Source organism: Streptomyces sp. S3(2020) (assembly GCF_013044505.1).
Classification (GTDB): domain Bacteria; phylum Actinomycetota; class Actinomycetes; order Streptomycetales; family Streptomycetaceae; genus Streptomyces.
The window spans coordinates 1-19,335 of record NZ_JABERD010000120.1 but is presented as its reverse complement, the minus strand read 5'-3'; the positions used below and the strand labels follow the sequence as shown (position 1 = coordinate 19,335).

19 protein-coding genes are annotated in these 19,335 nt (G+C 71.7%); 9 read left to right on the top strand and 10 right to left on the bottom strand.

The window, feature by feature from the left end; all coding sequences use genetic code 11:
- The first annotated feature begins 8 nt into the window (after positions 1–8).
- Both HLK59_RS31130 and HLK59_RS31125 read left to right on the top strand, forming a co-directional pair.
- A complete protein-coding gene (locus tag HLK59_RS31130; protein ID WP_346779851.1) occupies positions 9–1,214 on the top strand; it encodes a sensor histidine kinase in 1,206 nt (401 codons plus the stop codon).
- A gap of 198 nt (positions 1,215–1,412) precedes the next feature.
- Positions 1,413–2,111 (top strand): response regulator transcription factor, encoded by a 699-nt coding sequence (locus HLK59_RS31125; protein ID WP_171144894.1) that lies wholly within the window; start codon positions 1,413–1,415, stop codon positions 2,109–2,111.
- 101 nt (positions 2,112–2,212) lie between these two features.
- Here the strand turns inward: HLK59_RS31125 and HLK59_RS31120 are convergent, their stop codons facing one another.
- Positions 2,213–3,526, bottom strand: coding sequence for a hypothetical protein (locus HLK59_RS31120; RefSeq protein ID WP_171144893.1), 1,314 nt, complete (start codon positions 3,524–3,526; stop codon positions 2,213–2,215).
- 113 nt (positions 3,527–3,639) lie between these two features.
- Between HLK59_RS31120 and HLK59_RS31115 the strand changes: the two genes are divergently transcribed.
- On the top strand, positions 3,640–4,863 hold the full coding sequence (locus HLK59_RS31115; protein WP_171144892.1) for a molybdopterin-dependent oxidoreductase: 1,224 nt from the start codon (positions 3,640–3,642) through the stop codon (positions 4,861–4,863).
- Between the two features lie 313 nt (positions 4,864–5,176).
- Here the strand turns inward: HLK59_RS31115 and HLK59_RS31110 are convergent, their stop codons facing one another.
- From HLK59_RS31110 to HLK59_RS31100, 3 genes are read right to left on the bottom strand one after another with little or no spacing between them, the layout of a single operon-like run.
- Positions 5,177–5,917 (bottom strand): methyltransferase domain-containing protein, encoded by a 741-nt coding sequence (locus HLK59_RS31110; RefSeq protein WP_171144891.1) that lies wholly within the window; start codon positions 5,915–5,917, stop codon positions 5,177–5,179.
- On the bottom strand, positions 5,914–6,531 hold the full coding sequence (locus HLK59_RS31105; RefSeq protein ID WP_171144890.1) for a DUF2064 domain-containing protein: 618 nt from the start codon (positions 6,529–6,531) through the stop codon (positions 5,914–5,916). The genes HLK59_RS31110 and HLK59_RS31105 overlap by 4 nt, the downstream gene beginning before the upstream one ends.
- Positions 6,528–7,214 (bottom strand): glycosyltransferase family 2 protein, encoded by a 687-nt coding sequence (locus HLK59_RS31100; RefSeq protein WP_171144889.1) that lies wholly within the window; start codon positions 7,212–7,214, stop codon positions 6,528–6,530. Before HLK59_RS31100 ends, HLK59_RS31105 begins: the two co-directional genes overlap by 4 nt.
- A 103-nt stretch (positions 7,215–7,317) precedes the next feature.
- Here HLK59_RS31100 and HLK59_RS31095 point away from each other — a divergent pair, with 103 nt between their 5' ends.
- Positions 7,318–8,028, top strand: a complete 711-nt coding sequence (locus HLK59_RS31095) for a response regulator transcription factor (protein WP_171144888.1) — start codon at positions 7,318–7,320, stop codon at positions 8,026–8,028.
- Between the two features lie 2 nt (positions 8,029–8,030).
- Positions 8,031–9,143, top strand: coding sequence for a HAMP domain-containing sensor histidine kinase (locus HLK59_RS31090; RefSeq protein WP_171144887.1), 1,113 nt, complete (start codon positions 8,031–8,033; stop codon positions 9,141–9,143).
- A 34-nt stretch (positions 9,144–9,177) separates the two neighbouring features.
- Here HLK59_RS31090 and HLK59_RS31085 read toward each other — a convergent pair whose 3' ends face one another.
- Complete coding sequence (locus HLK59_RS31085) at positions 9,178–10,179, bottom strand: NAD-dependent epimerase/dehydratase family protein (RefSeq protein ID WP_171144886.1); 1,002 nt, start codon at positions 10,177–10,179, stop codon at positions 9,178–9,180.
- A gap of 87 nt (positions 10,180–10,266) precedes the next feature.
- A complete protein-coding gene (locus HLK59_RS31080; RefSeq protein ID WP_171144885.1) occupies positions 10,267–10,839 on the bottom strand; it encodes a hypothetical protein in 573 nt (190 codons plus the stop codon).
- 383 nt (positions 10,840–11,222) lie between these two features.
- Here HLK59_RS31080 and HLK59_RS31075 point away from each other — a divergent pair, with 383 nt between their 5' ends.
- Complete coding sequence (locus tag HLK59_RS31075) at positions 11,223–11,393, top strand: hypothetical protein (RefSeq protein WP_171144884.1); 171 nt, start codon at positions 11,223–11,225, stop codon at positions 11,391–11,393.
- A gap of 132 nt (positions 11,394–11,525) precedes the next feature.
- Here HLK59_RS31075 and HLK59_RS31070 read toward each other — a convergent pair whose 3' ends face one another.
- Positions 11,526–12,152, bottom strand: coding sequence for a TetR/AcrR family transcriptional regulator (locus tag HLK59_RS31070; RefSeq protein ID WP_171144883.1), 627 nt, complete (start codon positions 12,150–12,152; stop codon positions 11,526–11,528).
- Between the two features lie 136 nt (positions 12,153–12,288).
- Here HLK59_RS31070 and HLK59_RS31065 point away from each other — a divergent pair, with 136 nt between their 5' ends.
- The 3 genes from HLK59_RS31065 to HLK59_RS31055 all read left to right on the top strand — a co-directional run bounded on the left by HLK59_RS31065 (position 12,289) and on the right by HLK59_RS31055 (position 15,932).
- A complete protein-coding gene (locus HLK59_RS31065; RefSeq protein WP_171144882.1) occupies positions 12,289–13,320 on the top strand; it encodes a patatin-like phospholipase family protein in 1,032 nt (343 codons plus the stop codon).
- Between the two features lies 1 nt (position 13,321).
- Positions 13,322–14,866 carry an NAD(P)/FAD-dependent oxidoreductase gene (locus tag HLK59_RS31060; RefSeq protein ID WP_171144881.1) on the top strand — a complete coding sequence of 515 codons (1,545 nt, stop codon included), beginning with the start codon at positions 13,322–13,324 and terminating at the stop codon, positions 14,864–14,866.
- 235 nt (positions 14,867–15,101) lie between these two features.
- A complete protein-coding gene (locus HLK59_RS31055) occupies positions 15,102–15,932 on the top strand; it encodes an MHYT domain-containing protein (protein WP_171144880.1) in 831 nt (276 codons plus the stop codon).
- A gap of 45 nt (positions 15,933–15,977) precedes the next feature.
- On the opposite strand, the gene HLK59_RS31050 is transcribed toward HLK59_RS31055, so the two are convergent.
- The 3 genes from HLK59_RS31050 to HLK59_RS31040 all read right to left on the bottom strand — a co-directional run bounded on the left by HLK59_RS31050 (position 15,978) and on the right by HLK59_RS31040 (position 19,245).
- Complete coding sequence (locus HLK59_RS31050; RefSeq protein WP_171144879.1) at positions 15,978–16,820, bottom strand: carbohydrate ABC transporter permease; 843 nt, start codon at positions 16,818–16,820, stop codon at positions 15,978–15,980.
- Positions 16,821–16,828: 8 nt separating this feature from the next.
- Positions 16,829–17,818 (bottom strand): sugar ABC transporter permease, encoded by a 990-nt coding sequence (locus tag HLK59_RS31045; RefSeq protein WP_171144878.1) that lies wholly within the window; start codon positions 17,816–17,818, stop codon positions 16,829–16,831.
- An 83-nt stretch (positions 17,819–17,901) separates the two neighbouring features.
- Complete coding sequence (locus tag HLK59_RS31040; RefSeq protein ID WP_171144877.1) at positions 17,902–19,245, bottom strand: sugar ABC transporter substrate-binding protein; 1,344 nt, start codon at positions 19,243–19,245, stop codon at positions 17,902–17,904.
- Between the last annotated feature and the right edge of the window lie 90 nt (positions 19,246–19,335).

The window sequence follows — 19,335 nt, the reverse complement described above, 5'->3', positions numbered from 1 at the left end:
GTCGCGCCGTGGATCTCCTGAGCAGCGTGCGCGCCCTCGGCGCGTCTCCCGGACCGGATGATCGTCGGCAGGGCCTCCTGCGCGCGGTCGGCGTCGTCCTTCTCCTGTCGGCGGCCGGGGTCGACCTGCTGTTCGCCGGCCTCGACGGCGGTCCGTTGTGGCCTCAGCTGGTGGTCCTGCCGATCGGTCTGGCCGCGGTCCTGTGGCCCGCGGCCCGGCGGCCCGCGTGGCTCACCACGGCGGTGCGCACCGCCGTGCCCGCGGTCGTCTCCGGCGCCGTGACGGCCGCCGTGGTCGTGTCCGGCCGTGAGGCGCTGGACGGCCCCGGCGAACAAGCCGCCCTGCTCTGCCTGCTCCTGATCGCGGTGCGCGACTGCCCCATGCCGTGGGCGGCGCTGTGCGGCGCTCTCGACGGTGCGGCGATGCTGGCCCTGCCCTACCGGCAGACCGCCGGTGAGTCGTCGGTCAATCCGTTCGGCATGCTGTTGCTGGTCGGCGTGGTCGCCGGGCTGGGCGGGTATCTGCGGGCCCTGGACCACCGCCGCCGCGTCGCGGTCACCGAGACACAGCGGGCCGAACGCCTCGCCATGGCCGCCGACCTGCACGACTTCGTGGCCCACCATGTCACCGGGATCCTCGTGCAGTCACAGGTGGCCCAGCTCCTGGCCACGACGGACCCCGAGCGGCTGGCGAAGATCCTGAAGGACGTCGAGCACTCCGCCACCGAGGCCCTCGCCTCCATGCGCCGCACCGTCGGCCTGATGCGCGAGACCCCCGAGGCCGGCAGGACCGACCGCGACGCGACGGGCGACCTGGCCGCGCTCACCGAACTGGTGGAAGGGTTCGTCGGTCCGGTCGGCCCGAAAGCCGCGCTGCGCCGCGACTCCTCGGTGCCCGACGACCTGCCGCACGAGGTGCAGGCGGCTGCCTACCGTGTGGTCCAGGAGGCGCTCACCAACGTACGGCGCCACGCCGCCGATGCCACCGAGGTGGCGGTCGACCTGGTCCACGACGGCCGCGCGCTGGAGGTGACGGTGCGCGACGACGGCCGTGGCGGCACCCGGCTGCCGACCGCCGCGCGTGGCGGCGGCTTCGGCCTGGTCGGGCTGACCGAACGGGTCACCGCGCTCGGCGGCGAACTGCGTACGGGACCTCGATCCGACCGCCGCGGCTGGCAGGTCAGGGCAATGCTGCCGACGCAGAAGTCGTCGTGACGCCGGGCGGTGGGGTGAGCGTGCCCTGAGGACCGGGCCGGCCGCCGTGCTCAGATCTGTGACACTCCGTCATCCGCCTTTCGGCCGAGGCCTGTTCCCTCCCGGACGGTCGCTCATGGCCGTTCGGCCGAGGCGGGCGCACCTGCCGCGAGGGAAGAGTGGAGCCCGGCAGGTGGGACCGGAACAGGAGAGGTGATCATGGTGATCCGGGTGGTCGTCGTGGACGACCAGGACATGGTGCGTTCGGGGTTCGCCGCGTTGCTGTCGACGCAGAGCGACATCGACGTCGTGGGGGAGGCGCCCAACGGCCGGCTCGGCATCGAGGTCAGCCGCAGCACACACGCCGACGTGGTGCTGATGGACGTACGGATGCCCGAGATGGACGGACTCGAAGCGGCACGACGGCTGCTGGATCCACCGCCCGGCGTGGTCCACGTCCCCAAGGTGCTCATGCTGACCACCTTCGACATCGACGACTACGTCTACGAGGCACTGCACGCCGGGGCCAGCGGCTTCCTCCTCAAGAGCGCACCGGTCGCCGAACTCGTGCAGGCGGTACGGGTGATCGCCGCGGGCGAGGCGCTGCTCGCCCCGTCCGTCACCCGGCGCCTCATCGAGGACGTGGCCCGGCGCCGCCCCGCCCCACGCCGTGACCCGCGCGTGCGGCTGAACGGCCTCACGCCCCGGGAGACGGAGGTCATGCTGCTGGTCGCACAGGGTCTGTCGAACGCGGAGATCGCCGCGGCGCTGGTGGTGGCGGAGCAGACCGTCAAGACCCACATGACCCGCCTGTTCGCCAAGCTCGGCGCCCGCGACCGGACACAACTCGTCGTCATGGCCTACGAGTCGGGACTCGTCGCCCCGGGCAGACCGCACCGGGCCGTGACATCCCTCTGACGCTCTCGCGCCTTGGCATCATCGCCCCCTGACCGACCAGCCCGGTTTGGCGTGGAGCGCGCATGCACCAGCAGATGGTGCGGCCCCTGGCCGGGCAGTCGTCACCAGCCGGTGAGCAGCAGATGGTTGAGGAGGAGGGCGAGCAGCGCCTGGGCGGTCAGCCAGGTGCGGGGGTGGGGCAGGAGTGCGCAGGACGGGAGCAGCCACATGGCGAAGGGGAGCCAGATGCGTTCGGTCTCGGCCTTGCTCATGCCGGACAGATCGGCGGTCAGGAGGGCGAGGAGGGCGGCGGTCACCAGGAGGGCGAGACGGATGTCGTCGCTGCGCCGACGGATCAGCGCCACGGCTGTCCGGCGCAGGCCCGCCACCGTCGCCAGGCCCGTGATCAGGACGGTGCACGCCAGATTCGCCCAGACCCAGTAGCCGTACGGCCGTACACCGCCCGCGCCTTGGTGGTAGCGCGTGACCAGCAGACGGTACGCCTCCCACCAGTTGAACCCTGCGAGTGTGAACGCGGCCGGCACCACGGCCAGCCCGGCCACGAACAGCAGGAGGAGGACGGGCCGTTCGCGGACGCGCCGCCGGCCCAGCCACAGCACCGCCGCACCGATGAGGGCGAAGAGCGTCAGGCCGTAGGAGAGAAAGCAGGTGAGCCCGAACAGCAGTCCTGCTCCCGCCGCCCAGCCCACCGACCGGCCGGTGACCGCCAGCGCCAGCAGGGCCACGGACCACGCGGCCACCGCCGCGAAGTACGCGTCGGCCGATGTACCCATCCACACCGCGGCCGGGGCCAGGACCAGGAACGGCGCCGCGCTCCGGGCGAGCCCCTCACCGGCCAGCGCCCGTACCGCGACCAGCACGGCCACGCACGCCGTCGCGCCGACGACGACGCACCACATGCCGGCCCAGCCGCCGCCCCGCAGGCCGATCCGGTCGAGGAGGACGAAGGTGAGGGTGGCGGCCGGGGGGTGCCCGGCGACATGGGCGGGCCAGTTGTCGGGGGAGTCGATCAGGATGTGCTGGGTGAAGTCCCGCAAGGTGGCCGGGATGTCGTCGAAGCGGTCGACGACCCGGAGGTACTCGCTGGCGGTGGTGAGCTGCTCGGCGATGCCCCGGTGCCAGCCGTCGACGAGGGCGAGGGAGAGGATCCAGGCCGTGGACGTGCCCCAGGCCGTGGCGAGGAGGGCTCGCCAGGGGAGGCGGGCGGCGACCGCGGGACCGTACGCCACGGTCGCCGCCGCGACGAGGACGGCCGGTGCGGTGCCGGGGCCGATGTGCGGGTCCCAGGTGGCCAGGAGCGGGGGCCATCCGACGCGCAGCCTGTCCTGGATCGGCCGGCCGATCAGTACGGCGGCGACGACGAGGAGGACGGCGGCCAGGACGGCGTACAGGTCGCGAAGGACGGGGCGGTTCACATCCGCACGCTAGGCCGGGCGATGGGAGAAGTACCGCCGTCCGGGCCGGACGTCAGCGTTTCGTCATGGGTCGCGGACCCTTTCATGGGGCGATCCGGTCCTACGGTCGGGGCATGAGACGGTCTCCTTCCTCGCCCGGCTTCTGGCGCAGTCCGCTGCGCGGCCCGTGGCTGACCTCGGTGCTGGGTGTCGTCCTGCTCGGCGGGATCACGGTGCTGTTCGTGACGGGCCTGGTCTCGTACGCCGCCTACAACCCGGGCCTGTCCCCGGTGAACGACAAGACCCCGGACAAGGGGATCCTCGGCTTCTATCTGTTCTCGTGGCCGACGGACCCGCCCTGGCTGTACCGGCTCACCCAGGGCGTCCACGTCACGCTCGGCATCACGCTGATCCCGGTGCTGCTGGCCAAGCTGTGGTCGGTGATCCCGAAGCTGTTCGCACTGCCGCCGGCCCGCTCCCTCGCCCACGCCCTGGAGCGGATCTCGCTGTTGCTGCTGGTCGGTGGTGCGCTGTTCGAGTTCGTGACGGGCATCCTCAACGTCCAGCTGGACTATGTCTTCCCGGGCTCCTTCTACCCCCTGCACTTCTACGGGGCCTGGGTGTTCTTCGCCGCGTTCGTCGCCCACGCCGTCCTGAAGACCCCGAAGGCGCTGCGCAATCTGCGGCACCTGAAAGAGGAGAAGGACGACCTGGTGTCCCCACGCCCCGCCGAGCCGACCGTCTCCCGGCGCGGCGCTCTGTGGTTCGTCGGGGGCGGCTCATTGCTGTTGTTCGCCACGACGGCGGGGCAGGGCTTCGACGGCTTCCCGCGCCGCACCGCCCTGCTCGCACCCCACGGTGGAGGCGACCCGGGCAGCGGCCCGAACGGCTTCCAGATCAACAAGACGGCCGCCTACGCCGGGATCGACGAGGCGCAGACGAGCGGGGACGCCTGGCGCCTCGTGGTCGTGGGGCGCACCGGCACGGTCCGCCTGAGCCGCGCAGACCTGCTGCAACTCCCTTTGCACAGCTCCGCGTTGCCCATCGCCTGCGTAGAGGGCTGGTCGACCTCGGACCAGTGGTGGCGAGGTGTACGGCTGCGGGACCTCGCCGCGCTCGTCGGCCATGAGGGAGATCCACCGGACGTGTTCGTCGAGTCGCTCCAGCGGCGCGGCGCCTTTCGCCGGGCGGCCCTGCGCGCCAACCAGGTCGCCGACCCGCGCTCGCTGCTCGCCCTGTACGTCAACGGCGAGGAACTGTCCCCCGACCACGGCTACCCGGCACGGATCATCGTGCCCGCCGCACCCGGCGTGCTGAACACCAAGTGGGTGGCCCGGCTGACGTTCGGAGACCTGTGATGCGACCGCGGATTCCCCTGGGCAGCCCCCTCCAACTCCTCCTGCTCGCGGCATCGTTCGCCCTCGCCGCCTACGCAGGCGCACGGCTGCTCGCCGACGACTGGTTCGGCGTGGCGCTGTGGTTCGTGGGCGCCGCGCTCCTCCACGACCTCGTCCTGCTGCCGCTGTACGCGGTCGCCGACCGGGCGGTCGTGCGCGGGCTCGGCGCGGCGGGCCGCCGGGAGTGGGCGCTGTACGTCCGTGTCCCGGCGGCCTTTTCCGGCCTGCTCCTGCTCGTGTGGTTCCCGCTGATCAGCGGGATGGTCGACCGCCGCTACCGCTCCGCCACCGGACTCTCGCCGGACGGCTTCCTGGGCCGCTGGCTGCTGATCACCGCTGTGCTCTTCGGTGTCTCGGCGCTGCTGCTGGCGGTGCGGCTGCGCAGGGCGACGAAGCGGCGGCCGCCGGCCGTCCACTGATCCACGGCACTCCACCCGGCCCGGCTCGCGTGTCGCAGCAGGGCCGGGGTACCGAGCCGAGCCCAGGGGAAGGCGCCCCCGGCGGTGAGGGTCAGGTCGACGACCTGCACCTCGACACGCTCGTCGACGTCCACCGGCAGCGTCTCGGCGATCAGCAGGCCACCGGGGGAGAGGAGTCCGGCCGCCCGGTCCAGCAGGGCGCGCGGATCGCCGCCGATACCGACGTTGCCGTCCATGAGCAGGACCGTGCCCCAGCGGCCCTCGCCGGGCAGCGGGTCGAAGACCGAGCGCCGGAGCGCCTGGCCCCCGAGCCGCACGGTCCGGTCGACCGCCGTCTCACTGACGTCGATGCCCAGTACGGGACGGCCCCGGGCGGCGAGTTCGGCGACCAGCCGCCCCGGTCCGCAGCCGACGTCCAGCACGGCGCCCTCGCAGCGCTCCAGTACGTCCAGGTCGACCCCGTCGGCGCGGGCGCACCAGCGCTCCACCTCCAGCGGCAGCAACCAGCCGTCGGCGCGGCGCAGGAACAGCGGGCCGCGGCCGGCGCGCAGGGCGGTCGTGTACGGGTCGGCGGTGGCCCACGTCGCCGTGCTCATCGGTGCGTCGCCGCGCCGCACCGGGCGAGCTGTGCGGCGAACCGGCCGTGCGGGGCCAGCGCCGCGACGGCCCGGGCGTCGGCGGCCGTGTCGACGTCCCGCAGCACCGGCAGGTCCCGCACCCGCAGCCCCGCCGCGACGAGCCGCGCCCGCTGCACGGCCCCGGTGTCCGGCGTCGACATGGGCACACCGAGCAGCAGCCGGGGATCGGGCTCGGCCAGCCCGAGCGCCCAGAAGCCGCCGTCCTCGGCCGGACCGAAGTAGGCGTCGCACTCCGCGAAGTCCACCGTGAGCAGCCGCGGTGTCACCTGCGGGGTGTCCATGCCGATCAGCAGGGCGGGGCCGTCACACCCGGCGAACGCGGCCGCGAGCCGTTCGTCGAGGCCGCCCCCGCACTGTCGTACGACATCGAAACCGGGCGGCAGCCAGGGGCCAGGGGAGCCGTCCAGCACGAGGACGCGGCCAGTCGCCGGGGCGGCCGCCACCGCGTGCAGGCTGTCCGCGAGGGCGGCCTGAGCGAGCTCCGCCGCCTCCCGCGGGGTGAACGGCGGGGTGAGGCGGGTCTTGACCCGGCCGGGCAGCGGCTCCTTGGCGATGACGAGGAGAGTGGTCACCGGGCCGTCCCTTCGTTGAGGACTCGGCTCATGTCCCGTACCGCCTGCCAGGTACCGCGCCATGTGCCGGTCACCTTCGAGTTGCCGGTGCGGGGCAGGTAGGGCACGTCGTGCTCGGTGATCCGCCAGCCCGCGTCGGCCGCGCGGACGACCATCTGCAACGGGTAGCCGCTGCGCCGGTCGGTGAGGCCGAGGGCGAGCAGCGGCTCACGGCGGGCGGCGCGCAGCGGACCGAGATCGTGCAGCCGCAGCCCGGTGCGGCGGCGCAGGAGCCGGGCGAGCGCGAGGTTGCCGGCGCGGGCGTGCGCGGGCCAACTGCCCCGGCCGCGCGGACGCCGACGGCCGAGGACGAGGTCGGCGGCGCCCGCGCGGATCTCCTGGACGAACGGTTCCAGCAGGCCCGGGTCGAGGGAGGCGTCGCAGTCGCAGAAGCAGACGACATCGGCAGTGGCCGCGGTGAGGCCGGCGTGACAGGCGGCGCCGAAACCCCGGCGGGGCTCGTGCACGACGGTCGCGCCGAGGCTGCGGGCGATGTCCGCGGAGCCGTCGGTGGAGCCGTTGTCGACGACGAGGGCCCGCCAGCCCGCCGGGATGCGGGCCAGGACCCAGGGGAGGGCCTCGGCCTCGTTCAGACAGGGGAGGACGACATCTACGGTGTCCGGTTCGGTGGTCACGCTTTTCACCCTACGAACACGAAGGCGGCATATCGGACTCCAGCTCCTTACGAAACACGGACGTCGACGACGGCGGCGCCCCGCGGGGGCGGCGCGGTGCGACGCTGGAGGCATGCAGCAGTCGTACGAGGTCACCGGGCGGGCCGGACGGGTCCTGGTCGTCGACGACGACCCCACCGTCGCGGAGGTCGTCGCCGGATACCTGGACCGGGCCGGATACACCGTCGACCGGGCCGACGACGGCCCCACGGCCCTGACCAGGGCCGCCGCCCACCGCCCCGACCTGGTGGTGCTGGATCTGATGCTGCCCGGCATGGACGGCCTGGAGGTGTGCCGCAGGATGCGCGCCGACGGACCGGTGCCGGTCATCATGCTCACCGCGCGCGGCGACGAGGACGACCGCATCCTCGGCCTGGAGGTGGGCGCCGACGACTACGTCACCAAGCCCTTCAGCCCCCGCGAACTCGTCCTGCGGGTGGAGTCGGTACTGCGCCGCGCACGGCCCGCCGTGAGCACTCGGATGCTGGGCGCGGCCGGTCTGAGCGTCGACCCCGCCGCCCGCCGCGCCACCAAGAACGGCACCGAACTCGCCCTCACCCTCCGCGAGTTCGACCTCCTCGCCTTCTTCCTGCGCAACCCCGGACGGGCGTACGGCCGGGTGGACCTGATGCGCGAGGTGTGGGGCTGGGACTTCGGCGACCTGTCCACCGTCACCGTCCACATCCGCCGACTGCGCGGCAAGGTCGAGGACGACCCGGCCCGGCCGCTGCTGATCCAGACGGTGTGGGGCGTGGGCTACCGCTTCGAGCCGGGAGGTGAGTGAGGATGCGCGACACCCTGCTCATCGCCCTGTTCGCCTTCCTCGGCGCGGCCGCGGCCGGCCTGCTGGGGGCCGGTGTCCTGTGGCTGCTGCGCCGCCGCTCACTGACCGTGGCGCTCACCGTGGTGGCCGCCGTCGCGGTGACCGCGATGCTCGCCGGGACGCTGTCCGTGGCGCAGGCGATGTTCCTCTCCGGCCACGACCTGAGCGTCGTGACGACGGTCGTCGCGATGGCCGCGGTGGTCTCCCTGGTCACCGCGCTGATACTGGGCCGCTGGGTGGTCGCCCGCAGCCGTGAACTCGCCGTAGCCGCCCGCTCGTTCGGCGACGGCGGCGCCTTCACGGCCCCCGAGGGCCCCGCGACGGCGGAACTGGCCGCGCTGGGCGCCGAGTTGGCGGCCACCAGCGCGAAGCTCGCCCAGTCCCGTGACCGTGAACGCGCGTTGGAGACCTCCCGGCGGGAACTGGTCGCCTGGATCTCCCACGACCTGCGCACCCCACTGGCCGGTCTGCGCGCGATGTCCGAGGCGCTGGAGGACGGTGTCGCCGCCGACCCCGACCGCTATCTGAAGCAGATCCGCACCGAGGTCGAACGCCTCAACGACATGGTCGGTGACCTCTTCGAACTCTCCCGCATCCACGCCGGCACCCTGCCCCTGAGCTGCACCCGGATCTCGCTGTACGACCTGATCGGCGACGCCCTCGCGGGCGCCGACCCCCTCGCCCGCGAGCACGGGGTCCGGCTGGTCGGCGACCGGGTGGCGGCGATCCCCGTCGAGGTCGACGGCAAGGAGATGAGCCGCGTCCTCGGAAACCTCCTGGTCAACGCCATCCGCCGGACCCCCGCCGACGGCACGGTCGCCGTCGCCGCCGAACGCTCGCCCGAGGGCGTGGTGGTGTCCGTGACCGACGGCTGCGGCGGCATCCCCGAGGAGGATCTGCCGCGCGTCTTCGACACCGGCTGGCGCGGCACCCACGCCCGTACACCCCCGGCCGGCGCGGGACTCGGCCTGGCCATCGTCCGCGGGATCGTGGAGGCCCACCACGGACGGGCCACCGTGCGCAACATTCCGGGCGGCTGCCGCTTCGAGGTGGTGCTGCCCGCCGCCGCTTCCTGATCGCGGGCAGCACCACCGGTCCTACGGCCCCGTTCTACGCTCCTCGCATCCCGGCGCGCGCGAACTCGGCCATGCCCTCCTCGAAACCGACCCGCGGCTTCCATCCCAGCTCCGCCCGCAGCCTCGCCGAGTCCGCCGTGATGTGCCGGACGTCGCCGAGCCGGTACTCGCCGGTGACCACGGGCTCGGGCCCGCCGTGCGCGGCGGCCAGCGCGCGGGCCGTCTCGCCCACGGTGTGCGGCTCACCGCTGCCGGTGTTGTAGGCGCTCAGCACACCCGGCGCCGCCCCGGCCTCCAGCGCGGCCACGTTCGCGGCGGCCACATCCCGCACATGCACGAAGTCCCGCCGCTGACGCCCGTCCTCGAAGACCCGCGGGGCCTCGCCCCGGGCCAGCGCGGAACGGAAGAAGGAGGCGACGCCGGCGTACGGGGTGTCGCGGGGCATCCGGGGCCCGTACACGTTGTGATACCGCAGCGAGAGCGCCGACCCGCCCGTCACCCTGGCCCAGGCCGCCACCAAGTGCTCCTGCGCGAGCTTGGTGGTGGCGTACACGTTCCGCGGATCGACCGGCGCCTCCTCGCCGACCAGCCCGGGGGAGAGCTCCGCCCCGCACGCCGGGCACAGCGGCTCGAACCGCCCCGCGTCGAGATCGGCGACGGCCCGCGGACCGGGCCGCACCACCCCGTGCCGCCGGCACTCGTACCGCCCCTCCCCGTACACCACCATCGACCCGGCCAACACCAACCGTCGTACGCCCGCCTCGGCCATCGCGGCGACCAGGACCGCGGTGCCGACATCGTTGTGGGAGGCGTACTCCGCCGCGTCGGCGACCCCGTTGCCGAGCCCGACCATCGCCGCCTGATGGCACACGGCGTCGACGCCGGCCAACGCACGGGCGACCGCCACGGGGTCCCGCACATCGGCGCCGGGATCCTCCCGCACGTCGTAGACGACCGGCTCGTGCCCGTGGGCCGTGAGCGCCTCGACGACATGGGACCCGATGAACCCGGCACCGCCGGTGACCAGTACGCGCATACGGCCACGCTAGATCCGCGACGGCGCCGGAACCCGGGACCGGCCCGGCACGTCATCACTCCGTAAGACGTTCCCGCCGCGCCGGGCTCAGCCGGCGAAGGCTTCGGTCAGACGCACCCGGTAGCCGTCCTCTTCCATCAGTACGACGGTGACGCCGAACGGCGAGGGATGGTCCAGCTCCAGAGGGGTGAAGGAGAAGTCCACCGCGGCCTGGATCGGCGGCACCAGTTCGCCGCCCGGCCGCGGCGCGGGGGCCGGAGTCCAGTCCGGGGCGACCGCCGCCGTGCCCTCGGGAGTGAGGGACAGGAGCTGCTCGGTGTAGGGGAACTGGTGCAGGACGTGCCCGTCGGGCGTGGCGAGCACCATGTTCAGGCAGGGCGCCGGGTCGCCGACCGGCAGCTCGCAGGCGGTGGCGACGTCGTGGGTCTCCCAGGCCAGGACCACTTCGTCCGCTTCGGCTGCCGCGGCGATGTTCGCGAGTTCGGCGATGCCTACGAGGGCGTCCCGGCCGACCGCCAGCGGGCGGGCCCAGATCATCCCGACCAACTCGCCGCGCACCAGCGGCATGATGAGCGGCCGCGGGACCGTGCCCTCGCCCAGCCCTGTGGTGTACGCGTTCTTCACCACGCTGACCAGCGCGTCCCACACCTGTGCTTCCACCGAACTCTCCTCCGTCGCCGCACCCGATCATCGCACCCTGTCACGGGTCTTGAGCCCGTGTCAGCCGGACGGTCAGCGACCTCCCGGACGGGGCTTGTCCGCGTTCGGGAGGTTGTTCTACACCGCGGGGTGGGCCGAGTACGTTCGCCCACATGCCGCGGTGCACCGGCGTCCGGAGCGGTTTCTCGTTGCCCCTTGGTCCCTCAGGAAAGGAATGGCATATCCCTCTTGAGGCGATACGCATCCCTTGCGACTGCCGCCGTCGCCGTGTTGTCCGTGGGTCTGGCGGTACCGGCAGCCGCGGAGACGACGCACACCCGGGCGGCCTCCGGCGAACAGGCCCGCGCCGCCGGCTGACACTCACCGTTCCCGGCGAGAAGTACGTGCGCGAGCTGGGCACGTCGGCCGGAAGCCGTGCCGCGGCACAGTGGGAGTGCGACCAGGACTACGCGTTGAAGAACCACAACCGAACCGTCATCCACGTCGCGCCCGGCGCTCCCTACGGCAACCCGAGCTATGACTGGACGCCCGTCTGGTACGTCGGGCCCTGCTGAAGCTGCCGGCAGACGCCTGGCCGGTGGGGATGATCCAGACTCCGGGCAGGAGTTCCGTCTCGCCGGTGATCTCCCAGTAGTCGGCGCCGGGGAAGCCGACGAGTTCATCCAGCAGAGCGAGACCGCGACCTGTCAGAGCCGGTCGCTTGCCAGGCCCCGCGGATCCTGGTCACTGATGCCCAGGATGAGGCGCAGGGTGTCGGTCAGTACGGCGGTGGGGACGGTCGGGTCGGCGATGCGTTGGATGCCGAGTCCGATGCCCAGGCTCAGCAGGGTCATCGCGGCCTGGTCGGCGGGCATGGCCAGGGAGGCTCCGAGCTCCAGGGCGAGCGCGTCGAGGAGCAGGGCCAGCGCTTCACGGACCGCGGCGACACGGGCCGTGATCTCGTGCCGCAGCTCCTCGTCATGACGGGCGCTGGTGAGGAACTCGACCTCCAGGGTGGTCCAGGCCTCGTCGCCGATATGGGTCTCACCCCAGGCGGCGAAGGTCGCCAGACGGTCGTCGATCCCGGCGTCGCGCATGACGGAGTCCGTGAGCAGCGTCAGTTGTTCGGCGCGGATGCTGTCGAGGACGGCGAGGCACAGGTGGTCCTTGCTGCGGAAGTTGGAGTAGACGGCGCCTTTGGAGTAGCCGGCGGTCTCCGCGACGTCACTGAGGGAGGTGGCGGCGTAGCCGTGACCGAGGAACAACTCCCGTGCGGTGACGACGAGTCGTTCGCGCGTGCGTTCCTGACTCTCGGCGCGGCTGAGGCGGGCCATCTCGCGCTCCCTCTCCCCTCCTGCACGGTGTCTCCCTGAAGCTCTCGGATCTTAACCCCGTCGTGGGCTGTCCACCGCCTTCGGATACCACTAGTATCCCGATCTCGTCGGTATCCCGAATGGGCGGAGATTCCCTGTGACCGAGGCGGGCACGCGAACAACCCCTTCCCGAGGACTGGTACTGGGCTGCGGCGGCACACTGGGCGCGGCCTGGACCATCGGCGCCCTGCACTCGCTCCAGCAGGCCACGCGGTGGGACCCACGCGAGGCCGAGGTGCTGGTGGGCACCTCCGCCGGGGCCGAAATGGCGGCGCTGCTCGGCGGCGGGATCGGTGTCGAGGAGCTGCTGGCCGCCCAGTTGGGCTCGCGGGACGCCCGTCCGGAACTGGTCCGCCATTCCGCCACTCCGCCCCGGGCGCTCCCGCCGCGGCCCGCGGTCTTCCCCGGATCGCCCCGGCTGGCACGCCAGGCGCTGGGCCGTACCGTTCCCGCGCTGGCCGGACTGTCGGGGCTGCTGCCGCAAGGGCGCGGTGACCTTGGCCGGCTGGCGAGCCTCGCGGACCTCCTGACACCGGCCGGACACTGGGTCCGGCATCCGGCGACCTGGCTGGTGGCCACCGACTTCGACACGGGCAGACGTACGGTCTTCGGGCACCCCGACACCCGACCGGTGGCCCTGCGGGACGCGCTCAGGGCTTCGTGGGCGGTACCGGGCTGGTTTCCCCCTGTCCGCATCGACGGCCGGCGGTACGCCGACGGCGGCATCCTCTCCACGGCGTCGGCCGATCTGCTGGTGCACCGAGGGCTCGACGAGGTGTACGTCGTCGCGCCGATGAGCTCCCGCTCGCCCGAGCCGCGCAGAGGACTCGGCAAGGCGGAAGCACTGCTGCGCCGCGTCATGACCCGCACCCTCGACGCGGAGTGCGCCGCCCTGCGAGCGGCGGGCACCCGTGTCGTACGGATCGAGCCCACCGCCGCCGACCTGGAGGTCATGGGCGGCAACTTCATGGACCCCCGGCGACGCCTGGCGGTCCTGGAGGCGTCCCTGCGCAGCACACGCGCCGTCGTCCGCGCATGCCTCAAGTCCACCGCCTCGGGCGCCTCATCCGGCTCCGCTCGTGTGCTGCCCGCGACCGATCGCCGGCCCGACGCCGGGACAGGAGCCTGAGATGCCGCAGCCCGACAGCCCGGCGGGAACCGTCACCCGGGAGACCCGCGAGGTGGAGGCGCTGATCATCGGCAGCGGTCTCTCCGGCATCGGAGCCGCCGTCAGACTGCGCGAGGCCGGCGTGCACGACCTGGTCGTCGTCGAGAAGGCGGACGACCTGGGCGGTACCTGGCGGGACAACACCTACCCGGGCTGCGCCTGTGACGTGCCGTCCGCCCTGTACTCGTACTCCTTCGCGCCCAACCCGGAGTGGACGCGTGCCTTCGCGGGCCAGCCCGAGATCCGCGCCTACCTCCGCGCCACGGCCGACACGTACGGCATCACACCGCTCATCCGCTACGGAACCGAGGTCACCCGGGCCCAGTGGGACCCGCACCTCGCCCGCTGGCAGGTGGAGACCTCCCGCGACCGCTACTCGGCCCGGTTCCTGATCTCGGCGGCGGGACCCTGGCACGAACCGCTGCTGCCGGACATACCGGGGCTGGCCGACTTCCCCGGTGAGGTCTTCCACTCCTCGCGCTGGCGCCACGACCACGACCTCACCGGGGCACATGTCGCCGTCATCGGCAGCGGCGCTTCGGCCGTGCAGTTCGTCCCCGCCATCCAGCCGCGGGTCGCCCGGCTGCACCTGTTCCAGCGCACCGCACAGTGGGTGCTTCCCAAGCCGGACCATCCGGTGCCCCGCGCCGAACGATGGCTGATGCGACACGTCCCCGCCGCGCAACGTGCGCTGCGCGGCGCCGAGTACGCGGCGCTGGAAACGCTCGGCCTGGGCTTTCGCCACCCGGCCCTGCTGCGGGCCGTGCAGCGGATCGGCACGCTCCATCTCAGGGCTGGCGTCAAGGATCCGGTCCTGCGCCGCGCGTTGACCCCCGACTACACCCTGGGCTGCAAACGGCTCCTGCTCTCCAACTCGTACTATCCCGCGCTGACCCGGCCCAACGTGACCGTCCACGCCACAGCGGTGCGGGCCGTCCGCGGGAGCCGCGTCATCGGCGCGGACGGCAGTGGAGCGGACGTCGACACCATCATCCTGGGCACCGGCTTCCACATCCTCGACATGCCCATCGCCCGGCGTGTGTTCGACGCCGACGGCGCCTGCCTCGACGATCACTGGAAGGGCAGCCCCGACGCCTACCTCGGCACCGTCGTCAGCGGATTTCCCAACGCGTTCGTCCTCCTCGGGCCGCACCTCGGCACCGGGCACTCCTCCGCGTACACGGTCCTCGAAGCCCAGCTCGACTACATGGCACGCGCGGTACGCCACTTCCGCTCGGCGGGCTGGACCAGCATGGACGTACGCCCCGAGGTCCAGGCAGCCTTCGACGCCGAGGTCCAGCAGGCCCTGCCGTCCACCGTCTACAACGCGGGCGGCTGCTCCAGCTACTACCTGGACGGCAACGGCCGCAACAGCTTCAGCTGGCCGTGGTCGACGGGCCGGATGCGCAGACGACTGGCCCAGTTCGACGCGGAGGCCTACACGTGGTCCCGGCGGTCTCACCCCAGTCGCACCGCCGAATGTGGGGGAAGTGTGCGCATTGTGTGATTGAATCATGCACAACTCGGCCAGGTGGCTGGGAACTGACTACCCAGTCCCCGTGCTTCGTTCCCCTGTCAGTAGGCCCACCCTGCCTCCAGCCATGCCCGCGGGCCGAGTTGCGACGCACGTACGCCTGGGAGTGCGTCCCACTGGACTCACCTGGCTTCTGCCGGGCAGAGCCCCGCGACGGCACACCGCGTTCGCGGTGCCGCTCGCCGTCACGTCAGTGAAAGGAGCCTGCATGACCACCGCCACCTTCTCCAACTTCTACTACGGTGCGGTAACCCCGATCACCGCCTACCTGATGGCCTGCCTCGGGGCGGGGCTCGGGCTGCGGTGCACGACGAGGTCCTTGCGCCGCCCGAACCGCAAGGCCGGGTGGCTCGCTCTGGGTGCCATATCGATAGGTTGCGGCATCTGGACGATGCACTTCATCGCCATGATCGGGTTCAGCGTCGAAGGGGCCCTGGTCAGCTACGACGCGACGAAGACCCTCCTCAGTCTCGTCGTCGCCATCGTCGTCGTCGCCGTCGGTGTGTTCCTCGTCGGCTATCGGGGCGGTTCCCCGGTGACCCTGGCGACCGCGGGCACGGTCACCGGGCTCGGGGTCGCGGCCATGCACTACCTCGGCATGGCCGCCATCCACACCAGCGGCACCCTGCACTACGACACTCCGACGGTGGTCCTGTCGGTCGTCATCGCCATCCTGGCGGCGACCGCGGCGCTGTGGGCGGCGGTCTCCATCCACGCCCTGTGGGCCAGCCTCGGTGCGAGCCTGGTCATGGGCGTGGCCGTGACCGGCATGCACTACACCGGCATGGCCGCCGTCTCCGTCCACCTCACCGGACAGAGCGCGACCGGGCAGTCGTCGACCAGCCTGATGGCCTTCCTCCTGGCCATGCTCGCCGGCCCGCTCATCGTCCTCCTGGTCGCGGCCGTCATCGTCATGTTCGACCCCGACATGATGCTCGGGAACGACGACTGGGACAGGGCGGCCCCCGCCCCGCACGCAGTCGGCGACGCCTCCTCGGTGCAGCCGAACCAGCCCTCGCAGGCCAACTCCTCCTGGTGACCTCCCGCCGATCCCGCCTCTTCCGCTACCTGGAGGATGGCGGGGTCACCCCTTGACGGCCGAACTGGCGACGCCCTGGACGAACCAGCGCTGGAAGAAGGCGAAGACGACCAGGACGGGCAGGACGAGCAGGACACCGAAGGCGAGGATCTGACCCCAGTCCGGGGGCTGTTGGCCCTGGAAGACGCTCATCTCCAGGGGGAGGGGCCGCACGGCGGGGTCGGAGACCATCAGGACCGGCCACAGGAACGAGCCCCACTGGGTGAGGAAGGTGAGGATCGCGACCGAGGCGAAGACGGGCTTCGACATCGGCACGATGATCGCGAAGAAGGTGCGCCAGGGGCCCGCGCCGTCCAGCCGCGCGGCTTCCTCGATGCTGGGCGGGATCGAGCGGAAGAACGTGTGGAACTGGTAGATCGAGAAGGCGTTGGCGATGAACGGGACCGCCTGGATGTAGAGGGTGTTGCGCTGCCCGTTGAACATGTAGAAGAGCGGCACGGCCACCGACTCGAACGGGACCAGCATCAGCAGCAGGACGAGCGTGAAGACGGCTTCCCGGCCCCGCCACTTCAACCGTGACAAGCCGTACGCCGCCATCGAGTTGACGAACAGACCGCCCGTCACGACCACGAACGCGATGAGCAGCGAGATGCCCATGAAGCGCCAGAAGTAGCCGGTGCTGTCGGAGTCGAGGGCGTCGAGGACGTTCGCGTAGTTGTCGAAGGACAGATGGGTGGGGAGGAAACCGCTCAGCCCGTTCAGTACTTCGTCGGAGGGCTTGAGGCTGCCCAGGAGCAGGTACAGGACGGGGAGCACGAAGACGAACGCCAGGACGCTGAGGACGGCGTAGTCGGTGAAGCGGCGCAGGGGCGCGCGGGTCGTGGCCATGGGTGGTGTCAGTCCTCGTTGTCGGGCCGGACGACGCGGCGCTGGATGAGGGTCAGGGCGACCACGATCAGGAAGAAGACCACGGTGATCGCGGACGCCTGGCCGATGTTGTTCTGGTCGAAGGCGGTGGTGACGGCCTGGTACATGACCGTGCGGGTGGCGTCCTCGTCCAGACCGCCGCCGTGGATGAGGACGTAGACCTGGTCGAAGACCCGGAACGACAGCACCGAGGTCAGCGTCGCGACGAAGACGAGGGTGCCGCGGATACCGGGCAGGGTGACGTGCCGGAACCGCTGCCACGGCGTGGCGCGGTCGAGTTCGCAGGCCTCGTACAGCTCGCCGGGGATCTGCTGGAGGCCGGCCAGCAGAATCACCATCTGGAAGCCCACCCCCTGCCACACCGACAGCACGATGACCGACGCCATCGCGGTGGCCGAGTCGCCGAGCCAGTCGAAGGCACCCCAGTTGCCGAAACTCGCCGCGTCAAGGGCGGAGTTCAGCAGCCCCTGGTCACTGCGGGCGAGGATGAGGCGCCAGATCACGGCGACCAGGGTCATGGGGAAGACGACCGGCATGAAGAACAGCGACCGGAAGAGGCCGATCGCCTTGAGCTTGCGATTGAGGAGGATCGCCAGGGCCAGTGCCAGGCCCGTCTGGAGCGGTACGACGACCACGGCGAACGTCAGGTTGTTGAGCAGCGCCCGCAGGAACGGGCCCGACAGGTCCGGGTCGGTGAACAGCCGCCGGTACTGCTCCAGGCCGAAGAACGACGGGGCCAGGGGCGAGCCGAGGCGCACGTTGTAGAAGGACAGGACGACGGCGTAGCCGAACGGGATGCCGACGAACGCGATGAGTCCGGCGACGGCGGGAGTGGACATGAGCAGTCCGTGCAGCCAGTCCCGGTTCTTGCGCTCCGGTCGTGAGCGCTTCACGGAGGTCACGGGCGGGCCCTGCTCCTTGTCAAAGGGCGCGGCGTGCGCGGGTTCCACGGTCTTCACGGGGGGTCCTGTTCCCGGCGGAGGCGGGCGCGCCGTCCGAAGCGTCGTACGCGCGCCCGCCGCCGCCGAAGCGTCCTGCTGGATTACTGGATCTGGTAGCCGGCGTTGTCGGAGAAGTCCTGGTCGATGGCGCGAGCGGCCTTCTCCAGGGCGTTCTTCGGGTCGGCGCCGCCGTAGATCGAGTTCAGGGCCTCGCTGAACTTGGCGGTGACCGTGGGGTATCCGGCGGTGACCGGGCGGGTCACGGCGACGCAGGACTTGGTGATGTCGCTGTCGCCGCAGGGCTTGGCGAGCTGGTCGGCGTAGAGCTGGAGCGGGCCGCCCTGCCGGTACAGCTCGCTCTTGGCGAGCGCGGTCTTCGTCGCGGGCGGGGCGCCGTTGGCCGCCGTCATCGCGCCGACGTTGGTGTCGTCGAGGAGGTAGTCGAGGAAGGCGCCGGCGGCCTTGCCGTTCTTGGAGTTCGCGCCGACTCCCCACGCCCAGGAACCCTGGCCGGTCTTGGGGCCGTTGCCGAAGTCGGGCAGCGGCAGGACGACGAGGTCGTCACCGAGGGCCTCGCTGTAGGCGGGGTACATCCAGTGGCCGACCCAGCTCAGCGCGACACGGCTCTTGGCGAAGGCGTTGCCGTCGGTGTTGGGGTCGACGTACGTCTTCCAGGACTGGAAGGTCTTCAGCGCCGAGACCACGGAGGAGGTGTCCAGGGCGCCCTCCGCCTTGCCGTCCTTCAGCAGCGAACCGCCCGCCGACCAGACGATCGGGGCGAAGCCGTACGTGCCCCACTCGTTGGCGTAGCCGCCGCTCTCCTGGAGGTCCAGGGTCTTGCCGTCGGAGTCCTTGGCCTTGAGCGCCTTCAGCGCGGCCGTGAACTGGTCCGCGGTCCAGTCGTCGGACAGGCTCGTCGGGTACGTCACCCCGGCCGCGTCCAGCAGCTTCTTGTTGCCGTAGATCCCGAGGCCGGAGTCGAACATGCCGAGGCCGTAGTGCTTGCCGTCGATCTCGCCCTGCGACTTGCTCGCGTCGGTGGCGTTGTCCATGGTCTTGGCGGAGACGTAGGTGTCGATCGGGGCGAGCTTCTTGTTGTAGACGAAGTTCGCCATGGTCGGACCGTCGAACTCCATCACGTCCGGCAGCTTGTCGGCGGCGGTGGCGGTGATCGTCTTGGTGTAGTCGGCCTCCGGGATCAGCTTCAGGTCGACCTTGATCTTGCTCTGTGAGGAGTTGAAGGACTTCACCGCGTTCTGCAGCGCACCGGCCTCGCTCTTCTGCCCCTGGTGGGCCCAGACGCTGATGGTGCCTTTGCCGCTGCCCGCCTCCGCGGACGCGTCGGTACCGCTGCCGCCGCCGCAGGCGGCCAGGGCGGCGAGGGGCAGGGCGAGGGCCAGTCCCGTACAGGCGGTGCGACGGTACCTTCTGCTGGTCGAGCTCATGGTTCGTTCCTCCGGGCGGTGCGAGGGTTCGTGGTGCGCTGGTGCTGTCCGGCGTGGGGGAGTGGGGTCTTGGGGCGTCTGCTTTGCACA